At 66.9% G+C, this 9,792-nt stretch carries 8 protein-coding genes and 1 pseudogene; 3 read left to right on the top strand and 6 right to left on the bottom strand.

Features of this window, described 5'->3' with window-relative positions; genetic code table 11:
* The 6 genes and pseudogenes from RWO33_RS16770 to RWO33_RS16745 form a co-directional block, all read right to left on the bottom strand.
* Nucleotides 1-414: pseudogene (locus RWO33_RS16770) on the bottom strand (sporulation protein); the annotation flags it as partial.
* Between the two features lie 18 nt (nucleotides 415-432).
* Nucleotides 433-2,121 (bottom strand): arginine--tRNA ligase, encoded by a 1,689-nt coding sequence (gene argS / locus RWO33_RS16765; RefSeq protein WP_145481119.1) that lies wholly within the window; start codon nucleotides 2,119-2,121, stop codon nucleotides 433-435.
* Between the two features lie 153 nt (nucleotides 2,122-2,274).
* Nucleotides 2,275-2,973: a DNA repair protein RadC gene (radC, locus tag RWO33_RS16760; protein ID WP_145481121.1), complete on the bottom strand. Its 699-nt coding sequence runs from the start codon at nucleotides 2,971-2,973 to the stop codon at nucleotides 2,275-2,277.
* 210 nt (nucleotides 2,974-3,183) lie between these two features.
* Complete coding sequence (locus tag RWO33_RS16755; protein ID WP_314106279.1) at nucleotides 3,184-3,309, bottom strand: hypothetical protein; 126 nt, start codon at nucleotides 3,307-3,309, stop codon at nucleotides 3,184-3,186.
* A 357-nt stretch (nucleotides 3,310-3,666) separates the two neighbouring features.
* Nucleotides 3,667-5,091, bottom strand: coding sequence for a hypothetical protein (locus tag RWO33_RS16750; protein WP_314106278.1), 1,425 nt, complete (start codon nucleotides 5,089-5,091; stop codon nucleotides 3,667-3,669).
* Between the two features lie 89 nt (nucleotides 5,092-5,180).
* Complete coding sequence (locus RWO33_RS16745; protein ID WP_314106277.1) at nucleotides 5,181-5,414, bottom strand: hypothetical protein; 234 nt, start codon at nucleotides 5,412-5,414, stop codon at nucleotides 5,181-5,183.
* A gap of 226 nt (nucleotides 5,415-5,640) precedes the next feature.
* On the opposite strand from RWO33_RS16745, the gene coaBC reads away from it, so the two are divergent.
* The 3 genes from coaBC to RWO33_RS16730 are packed head-to-tail and all read left to right on the top strand — an operon-like array spanning nucleotide 5,641 to nucleotide 9,714.
* Nucleotides 5,641-6,894 carry a bifunctional phosphopantothenoylcysteine decarboxylase/phosphopantothenate--cysteine ligase CoaBC gene (coaBC, locus tag RWO33_RS16740; RefSeq protein WP_314106276.1) on the top strand — a complete coding sequence of 418 codons (1,254 nt, stop codon included), beginning with the start codon at nucleotides 5,641-5,643 and terminating at the stop codon, nucleotides 6,892-6,894.
* Nucleotides 6,891-7,364 carry a dUTP diphosphatase gene (dut, locus tag RWO33_RS16735; RefSeq protein WP_145481132.1) on the top strand — a complete coding sequence of 158 codons (474 nt, stop codon included), beginning with the start codon at nucleotides 6,891-6,893 and terminating at the stop codon, nucleotides 7,362-7,364. Before coaBC ends, dut begins: the two co-directional genes overlap by 4 nt.
* 13 nt (nucleotides 7,365-7,377) lie before the next feature.
* The gene (locus RWO33_RS16730) at nucleotides 7,378-9,714 is read left to right on the top strand and encodes a phosphomannomutase/phosphoglucomutase (RefSeq protein ID WP_314106275.1); all 2,337 of its coding nucleotides are present in this window, start codon (nucleotides 7,378-7,380) and stop codon (nucleotides 9,712-9,714) included.
* Nucleotides 9,715-9,792 lie beyond the last annotated feature (78 nt).

The raw sequence follows: 9,792 nt of genomic DNA, 5'->3' as shown, positions 1-9,792 counted from the left end.
ACCTTCCAGCGCGGCCTGCGCGCGCTGCGCCTCGGCCTTGGCCCGGCGCTGTTCCTCGGCGCGCGCGCTGGCCGCCAGCTCCGCATCGGACATTTCCACTTCCTTGCCGGGCAGCAGGGTGTAGAAGTCGTACTGCGTGGCGGCCGGCTTGGCCGGTTCGGCAGGTTTGGCCGCACCCGGCTTGGGCAGTTCAGCGCCCACGTCGGTGTCGGCGTCGCTGACCGGGGCCGGCTGCGCGTTCGGGTCCGGCTGCGGGCCTACCCGCAGGAAGCCGTCGCCATCGTTCTTGAACAGGTTCGGTGCCGCCAGGAACACCACGGCGGCAATCGCCACGCCGGCCACCAGCCACACCCATCCGGGCGTGCCTTGGCTGGTGTTGCGTCGGGCCTGGGTCTTGCCACGTCGTGCTGCCATTTACTGCCTCTCCACTACTTACATTTTTTCCGGGGCGGAAACGCCCAGGATGTTCAGACCATTGGCCAGCACCTGGCGTGCCGCGCAGGCCAGCGTCAGCTTGGCATTGCGTTCGGCATCGTCAGCGACCAGTACCTGCGTGCCGTGATACCACGTGTGGAAGGCGTGCGCCAATTCACGCAGGTACTGCGCCACCAGGTGCGGTTCCAGCGCAACGCCGGCCGCTTCCACCACTTCCGGGAAGCGCGACATTTCCACCATCAGCCACAGCGAAGGTTCGTCGCTCAGCGACGCCAGCCCGGTCAGGCCCTCGGCCGGGGTGTACGACAGCCCCTTCTCCTGTGCCTGGCGCAGCAGGCTGCACACGCGGGCGTGCGCATACTGCACGTAGAAGACCGGATTGTCATTGCTCTGCTGGCGGGCCAGGTCGATATCGAAAGTCAGCTGCGAATCGGGCTTGCGCGCGATCAGGAACCAGCGCGTGGCATCACGGCCGGCTTCCTCGATCAGGTCGCGCAGGGTCAGGTAGCTGCCGGCCCGCTTGGACAGCTTCACTTCCTCGCCGCCGCGCATCACCGTCACCATCTGGTGCAGCACATACTCCGGCCAGCCCTTGGGAATACCCACGTCCAGCGCCTGCAGGCCGGCGCGCACGCGCGCCAGCGAACCGTGGTGGTCCGCGCCCAGCTCGGTGATGGCCCGCTCATAGCCGCGCTGCCACTTGGACAGGTGGTAGGCCACGTCCGGCAGGAAGTAGGTGTAGGTGCCGTCGGACTTGCGCATCACGCGGTCCTTGTCGTCACCGAAGTCGGTCGAGCGCAGCCACAGCGCGCCGCCTTCCTCATAGGTATGGCCGGCCGCGTTGAGCTGGGCCACGGTCTCTTCGACCTTGCCGTCCTTGTACAGCGAGCTTTCCAGGAAATAGATGTCGAAATCCACCCCGAACGCGGCCAGGTCCTGGTTCTGCTCGTTGCGCAGGTAGGCCACCGCGAAGCGGCGGATCGCGTCCAGGTTGTCCGGGTCGCGCTCGCCCACCACCGCATGGCCTTCCAGCTCAACGGTGGCGCCGGCCAGGTAGGCCTTGGCCACGTCTTCGATGTAATCGCCGCGGTAGCCGCCTTCCGGCCAGCCGGCGTCGTCGGGCTTGATGCCCTTGGCGCGGGCCTGGGTGGACAGGGCCAGGTTCTCGATCTGCACGCCGGCGTCGTTGTAGTAGAACTCGCGCTTGGCGTTCCAGCCGTTCACTTCCAGCAGGCGGGCCAGGCTGTCGCCGATCGCCGCGGCGCGGCCATGGCCCACGTGCAGCGGGCCGGTCGGGTTGGCCGACACGTATTCCACGCCCACGGTGCGGCCGTTGCCGCTCAGGTTGTGGCCGTAATCGGCCCCTTCCTTGAGCACGCTGGCCGCTTCGCGCTGGTAGGCGCTGGGGGCGAGGTGGAAATTGATGAAGCCCGGGCCGGCGATCTCAACGCGCAGCACGTCGTCGCTCTTGGGCAGGGCGTCCAGCAGGGCCTGGGCCAGGGCGCGCGGGTTGCTGCGCGCCGGCTTGGCCAGCAGCATGGCGGCATTGGTGGCGAAATCACCGTGTTCACGGGTCTTCGGGCGTTCCACCACGAATTCCGGAGTCAGGGTGTCGGCCGGCAGCGTGCCATTGGCACGCAGCGCTTCGATGCCCTGGTTGATCAGGGCGCGGAGGAGATTTTTCACAAGGCCTGCTTTGAAGACTGGAGCGGCGGAATCGGCAATTTTAGCCCAGAAGCTGCCCCGATCCATTGAACCGGGGCACAGCGGGGGCTGGCGGCGGGTCTCCGGATGGGGCCGGAGCCGTTGGGAGGCGGGCAATCCGGCTGACCGGGCCGTTCAGCTGGGGGGAAATGGGCCGCGCCGGAGCCAGCCGCGCTCGGCCATGGAGACCGGCGGGCCGTCGCCCACGACTATATGGTCGACCAGCCGGACGCCCACCAGTTCAAGGGCCTGCTGGAGCTGGTCGGTGATTTCACGGTCGGCCCGGGAGGGTTCGGGCCGTCCGGATGGGTGGTTGTGGCTGACGATGACCGCCGCCGCGTTGTGCAGCAGTGCCCGCCGGACCACCTCCCTCGGGTAGACGGCCGCGGCATCGATGGTGCCGGTGAAAAGTTCCTCATACGCCAGGGTCCGGTTGCGGGTGTCCATGAACAGAGCGGCGAAAACCTCCTGCGGCCGTGCGCGCAATCGCATCTTGAAGTAGCGCCCGGCCGAGCCGGGATCGCAGATGCTGTCGCCGCGCTCCAGATCGGCCAGCAGATGGCGGCTGGCCAACTCCAAGGCGGCGACCAGCTTGCAGGCGCGCGCGGGGCCGAGAGCAGGCAGCTTCCTCAGCCTGCTGGCATCCATGTCCATGAGCTTGCGGAGTGGTCCATGGTTTTCGAGCAGGCGACGGGCACTCTGCACCGCATCCAGCCCATTGCAGCCGCTGCCGATGAACAGGGCCAGCAGTTCAGAGTCGGAGAGGGCTTCGGCGCCCAGCTTGAGCAGCTTCTCCCGCGGACGATCGTGCTCGGGCCAATGTTTGATTGCCATTCGGCCAGTGTCGGCGTTCAGGCAAGCGGAGGGCATAGGAAACTACCGCGTGACCTGGTGGGAAAGGACAACTGCTATAAATTGCTTTGCAACAGCTGCCTTCAGCGGAGTTCTGATGGGTTACTGGAAGCGATTCGCCCTCGCATGGTTCGGCCCCGCAGGTATGGGAGGTCAGCAAGGTGGTAATGATTGCAACAGCGCTATTGCAGATCACTCAGGATGATCGCGCTCCTTTTGCCGCTGCACCTCTTTGTGCGTCTGAACCAGACTCCACGCTCCGAACCCAAGGGCTACAAGGGCAATCACTACGGTTGAGGCAACGAGGATTTCAGTCATGGGACGTGCTCCGAACGATTCAGGACATCTTTGAAATGCGAGTGAACAGCATGTAGCTGAGGCCGAGCGACGCGAGGGCGATGATTGCCACGCAGTACATGATTGCCTGTCGGTCAACCGCGTCGCCTCTGCCCCCGGTGTCGATTCTGCGTTGAGCCTTGAGGATGCGAAGTCTATGGCCGGAAAACGGCTGAAGTTGAATAGCTCGTCTCAGTTTTGGAAGTATCTATCGACCGAATACACCCGATGTCGGAACTGGCGTAGTTGCGTGAGTAAGCAGCGACAATAGGCTCGCAGTGGCCTCGCAGTTCAAGCAGGCCGCCGGCTTCGATCCATGCTTCCAGCCCGCTGGAAGGTTCAGGCGGGCAACTTGAAATAGCGGGAAGTCATGCCCCCCACCGCGTCCGCTACGGACTCGATGCCAGGCTGCTGCTCCGGCGACAGCGGCATGACGATCTCCTCTCGGCAGACCAGGTCATCTCCATCAAGCTGCGCGTAGCTGATACGCAGGCTGTCCCAGGTCACGATATCCGGCTTCACCGTCACCACCCCGCTGCGGCTGATCCAGTCCTTGGTCTTCGACAGGTGCAGCGTGCGTAGCGCGTCGGCGTAATCGGCGTACAGCAGGTTTACCGGAATGGCCGGGTGGCTGCCGCTGGCCAGATGGTCGAACAATGCTTTGTTGTATGCGCAGAACCACGCAGGGCGTTGCCATGCATCAGGGTGGTTCATCTCCTGGCGCGCGCGGTCCCATGAAGCGGCCTGCGCTGCACCCACGGGCTTCGTCTGCGTCCTGGGCGGCTTGCTCGTGCGGCCGCTGGTGGCCAGTGCTGCCACCTGCGCCTCCCACTTCGTACCTTTGAACCGGCGCACATCCGCTTTCAGAAGTTTGCGGTGTGCTGCAAGGGCTTCCGCCACCACCGCCGCCACGTCAACATTGCCCGCGTTCAACGCCAGCGTAAGTGGCGTGCGGCCGCGCTCGTTGGCAGCGGCGGGATCCAGGCCCCAGTCGATCAACAGCCGGGCAACGGCCACCGGGTCGCCCATCCGCTGCCATGTGGTGGAGATGCCACCGCGGCTGGCTTTCAGTCCGTCCACATCGCCCGACGCATACATCAGCGCGTTGGAACCGGCGGGATTGACCACGTGTACGTTGGCACCGCGCTCTGCGAGGAACCGCAGCAGCGGCACACTGCCAAGGTACGCGCCAATCAACAGCGGTGTGTACATCTGCCGGTGGTCCATGGCTTCAATGCTGGCGCCGGCCTGCAGCAGCGCGTCGATGGCCTCGAAGATGTAGCCCATCTCCGCCGGATCCGCATCCGCATCAAATGCCGGGTTCCACACTTCGCCACGCATGTCGCGCAGGCCAAGCACGGTGCAGATCGGCGAATCCCTGGTCAGGCGGGGGTTCGCGCCGGCGGCGAGGAGCAGCCGCAGTTTCTCCACCGCCCACGCGGCCGGGCTGAAGATGAAGTCCCGGCAGGTGGTCGAGAGGGGTGTGGCGCCACGTCCGGCTGCCTTGTTGGGATCCGCACCCTTGACCAGCAGCAGGGAGATCAGCGCCAGGTGCGCCTGGATGCGCCCGACAATCGTGGACTCGTCCGGACCGTCATGGTGAAGCAAGCTGTTGTTGCACACCCAGTACAGGGCGCGCTCGTTGTGGCCCAACCGGATGCGGTCGGGATGCACGCCGGCGCGAACGCGTCGTTCGATCTCTGCGAACGCGTCCTCGCAGGTGAGAGGGGTGTCCAAAACAACAGGGGAAGACGAGGTGGCCACAGGCAGTTCACGATCCTTGATCTACTGCATTCAATGCTAACAACCGCAACGCGCGATGCACTGGACAAGTTGTCAACTTGCCTGGACGGCTATGCCAGTGTGGCGCGATAGATTCCGAACACGGTCAGCGCAACCAGGGCCCAGGTGATCAGACCGGCGGCAGCACAGGCATTCTCCGAAGGCTCCTTCTTCGGCGCCAGCACACTCAGGACCAAATGGCCGGTACCCAATATGATGGTATGGAACAGCAGGTCAACGAACATCCAGGCAATGAACCTGCCAATGCCGCCGAGCAGGCTTCCTGCAATTTCTTCAACAGGCATCGTGATTTTCCCTTGTCACGCTTCAGAGCTGACCTGCCGGAGTAATTCCCCGTCCGCCGGTAGGTCGTCAGGGCAGGATGTTCGCATACCGCAAGGGCAGGCCGCCCCGCGAGAAGCACCCGCCAAGCCTTCATGACCAAAAACCCACTCCTTATGCCCCTGGGGCATCAGCCCCGCACACCCCATCGGGTAAGCTAATCGCCTCAGATCGACAGGAATTCCGCAGGTGGCTGACTCCCCCCAGGCTTCCCCGGCGCAGGCGCGCCCGCTGGCAGGCCAGAAGCTGTTGTTGTGCGTGGGTGGCGGCATCGCGGCCTACAAGTCGCTGGAACTGGTGCGCCGGCTGCGCGACGCCGGGGCCCAGGTGCAGGTCGCCATGACCGCCGGGGCCCAGCAGTTCGTTACCCCGCTGAGCTTCCAGGCCCTGTCCGGGCAGCCTACCCGCACCACCCTGTGGGACAGCGCGGCCGAACAGGCCATGGGCCATATCGAGCTGGCGCGCTGGGCCGACCGCATCGTGGTCGCCCCGGCCACCGCCGACCTGCTGGCCCGCTTGGCCAACGGCCATGCGGATGACCTGGTCACCACGCTGTGCCTGGCCACTACCGCGCCGCTCACGGTGTGTCCGGCCATGAACCACCGCATGTGGCTGCACCCGGCCACCCAGGCCAACATCAGCCTGCTGCGCGAGCGCGGCGCCCAGGTGATCGGTCCGGAAGACGGCCCGCTGGCCGAAGGCGAATCCGGCCCGGGCCGGCTGAGCGAGCCGCACGCCATCGTGGCCGCGCTGGCGTCCGTGCAGGACCGCGCTGTTCCCGAGGCGTCCCAGGAACTGAAGGGCCTGCGCGTGGTGATCAGCGCCGGCCCCACCTATGAAGACCTTGACCCGGTCCGCTACGTGGGCAACCGCAGCAGCGGCAAGATGGGCTATGCGCTGGCGGCGGCCGCCGTGCGCCAGGGCGCGCAGGTGGTGCTGGTCAGCGGCCCGGTGCACCTGGCCACCCCGGCCGGGGTGCAGCGGGTGGACGTGCGCTCGGCCGCGCAGATGCGCGATGCCGTGCTCGACGCGCTGCCCGCCGACATCTATATAGGCGCGGCGGCGGTATCCGATTACACCCCGCGCCAGATCGCGCCGCAGAAGTTGAAGAAGACCGCCGGATCGCAGACGTTGACCCTGGAACTGGTGCGCACCGCCGACATCCTGGCCGAAGTCGCCGCGCAGACCAACGCGCTGAAGCTGGTGGTCGGGTTCGCCGCCGAAACCCACGACGTGGAGAAGTACGCGCGCGGCAAGCTGGTCGACAAGCGGCTGGACCTGGTCATCGCCAACCAGGTCGGGATCAGCAACGGCGGCTTCGAAAGCGATGAAAATGCGGCGACTGCGTACTGGCAGGGCGGGGAGCAGGTGTTCCCCGGCACCAGCAAGGCGCAGCTGGCCGAACAACTGTTGTCCCTGATTGCCCAGAGGTTGCACGCATGACCCAAGCCCCGTCCCTGCAGCCGCTGCAGGTGAAGCTGCTCGATCCGCGCTTCGGCGACACCTGGCCGCTGCCGGCCTACGCCACCGAAGCCAGCGCCGGCCTGGACCTGCGCGCCGCGCTGGAAACCGAGCTCACCCTGCAGCCGGGGGACACCGCGCTGATTCCCAGCGGCATCGCCATCCACATCGCCGACCCGAACCTGTGCGCGGTGGTGTTGCCGCGCTCCGGGCTGGGCCACCGCCACGGCATCGTGCTGGGCAACGGCACCGGCCTGATCGATGCCGATTACCAGGGCCCGCTTCTGATCAGCGCCTGGAATCGCGGCCGCGAGGCCTTCACGCTGCAGCCCGGTGACCGTATTGCACAGTTGGTCGTGTTGCCGATTGCACGCGTGGGGCTGCAGGTAGTGGATACTTTCACCGACAGCGCCAGGGGAACGGGTGGATTCGGCCATACCGGGGTGCGCTGACAGGGGGAACACGATGAGCAAGGCAAGTGCGGAAGGACAGCCGCGATTGAAAGGCAAGCGTAACCAGCTGCTGCTGGTGGGGGCCTTGGTGCTGCTGGCCGCATGGTTTGCGTGGAGCGGCGTGCGCCAATGGCGACAGGCGTCGGTCGGCCACGCGCTGGAGCAGTCGCGCGACCAGATCGTGCAGGGCGTGCAGACCGCGCTGGATGGCCAGACCGCGCAGCTGCGCACCCTGGTGAAGAGCGAGCGGGTCAGTGCCGCGCTGGCCGCCGGCGACGCCGATGCCACCGCGCTCGCCGTCCGCGAGGGCTGGCCGGGCACCGAGGAGGTGGAGGTGTTCACCACCGACCTGGACGCGGCCTATGCCGACCCCAAGACCTTCGGCTACGCGCGACTGGCGCTGCTGGAAGCGGCCATCGCCGGCGACACCGTCACTGCACGCGTGGTGCGCGATGCCGGTGGCCAGCGCCTGGGTCTGGCGGTTCCGGTGCAGCTGGGCGCGCAGGGGCCGGCGGTCATCTACGTGCGCCAGCCACTGCTGCGTTTGACCGGCACCTTCGACCAGGTACGGGTACCGTCTGCCGGCTACCTGGCGCTGCGCCAGGGCGGCCACAACATCATCGAGCAGGGCGACGCCGCCCTGTCGAACGGCGCCGAGGGCCTGGCCCGGCCGATCGGCAAGTCCGGCCTGCGCCTGTCGGCGGCGGTGCCGGACGTGGAACCGGGCCCGTTGGGGCTGGGCGCCATTCCGTCGTTCATCGTGGCGGTCCTGTTGCTGGCCATCGCCGGCATGCTGCAGTTCGGCAAGGGCAAGGTGCCGCTGCCGCGCCGTCGTGCCAGCGTGGTCGAAGGCGAACATGGGCCCACCCTGCGTGAGAGCCTGGAAATGGATCCCGTGCTGGACGCGACCCCGGCCGCGGGCGCGGCGCCCCCGGCGCTGCCGGCCGGGCCCGGCCACGAGGTGCCGGAAGGCATCTTCCGCGCCTACGACATCCGCGGCGTGATCGGCCGCGAGCTGACCCCGCAGGTGGCCGTGCTGATCGGCCAGGCCATCGGCTCGGTGCTGCAGGTGCAGGGGCTGCGCGACATCGTGGTCGGTCGCGATGGTCGCCTGTCGGGTCCGGAACTCAGCGCCAGCCTGATCGAAGGCCTGCGCCGTTCCGGCTGCGACGTCATCGACATCGGCCTGGCGCCGACCCCGGTGGTGTACTTCGCCAGCTACCACCTGCGCGCGGGCAGCTGCGTGGCCGTCACCGGCAGCCACAACCCGCCCGACTACAACGGCTTCAAGATCGTGGTCGGCGGTGAAACCCTGTCCGGCGATGCCATCACCGAGCTGTACCAGCGCATCCGCGACGGCCAGCTGCACGTGGCCGCCGAACCCGGCAGCCTGCAGCAGCGCGAGGTCAACGCCGATTACATCCAGCGCATTGCCGACGACGTGCAGCTGGACCGCCCGATCAAGGTGGTGGCCGACGCCGGCAACGGCGTGGCCGGGGAACTGGCGCAGCCGCTGCTGGAGGCGATCGGAGCCGAGGTCATTCCGCTGTACTGCGACGTGGACGGCACCTTCCCCAACCATCACCCCGACCCGAGCGATCCGGCGAACCTGGAAGACCTGATCAAGACCGTGAAGCGCTTCGATGCGGACATCGGCCTGGCCTTCGACGGCGACGGCGACCGCCTTGGCGTGGTGACCAAGGAAGGCCGGATCATCTACGCCGACCGCCTGTTGATGCTGTTCGCGGCCGACGTCCTGCAGCGCAACCCGGGCGCGCTGGTCATCTACGACGTGAAGTGCACCGGCAAGCTGTCCGACTACGTGCTGCGCAATGGCGGCAGCCCGATGATGTGGAAGACCGGGCATTCGCTGATCAAGGCCAGGATGCGCGAAACCGACGCGGAGCTGGCCGGTGAAATGAGCGGGCACTTCTTCTTCAAGGAGCGCTGGTTCGGTTTCGATGACGGCCTGTATGCGGCCTCGCGCCTGCTGGAAATCCTGGCCCAGCGCGATGAAACCCCGTCCGAAGTGCTGGACGAGCTGCCCGACAGCGTGTCCACGCCGGAGCTGAAGGTACCGGTGGAAGCGGGCACGCCGCACGCGCTGGTGTCTCTGTTCGTGGCGGCGGCGCAGGTGGAGGAGTCGGCGTTCTTCGGCGCGCGCCTGTCCACCATCGACGGCCTGCGCGCGGATTTCCCCGATGGCTGGGGCCTGCTTCGTGCGTCCAACACCACCCCGGTGCTGGTGCTGCGTTTCGAAGGCAACGACGAGGCCGCGCTGGAACGCATCAAGGCGCTGTTCCGCGAACATCTGCAGCCGTTGCTGCCGGGCGTGGAACTGGGCTTCTAGAAAGGCGTACCGACCAACGGCGGGCACCGGTAGCGCCGGCCGTTGGCCGGCCCAAGGGGTATCGCACCGCGCGAGGGC

This window comes from uncultured Stenotrophomonas sp. (assembly GCF_963519925.1).
GTDB classification, from domain to species: Bacteria; Pseudomonadota; Gammaproteobacteria; order Xanthomonadales; family Xanthomonadaceae; genus Stenotrophomonas; species Stenotrophomonas maltophilia_AE.
This window is presented reverse-complemented; position numbering and strand designations above follow the sequence as displayed.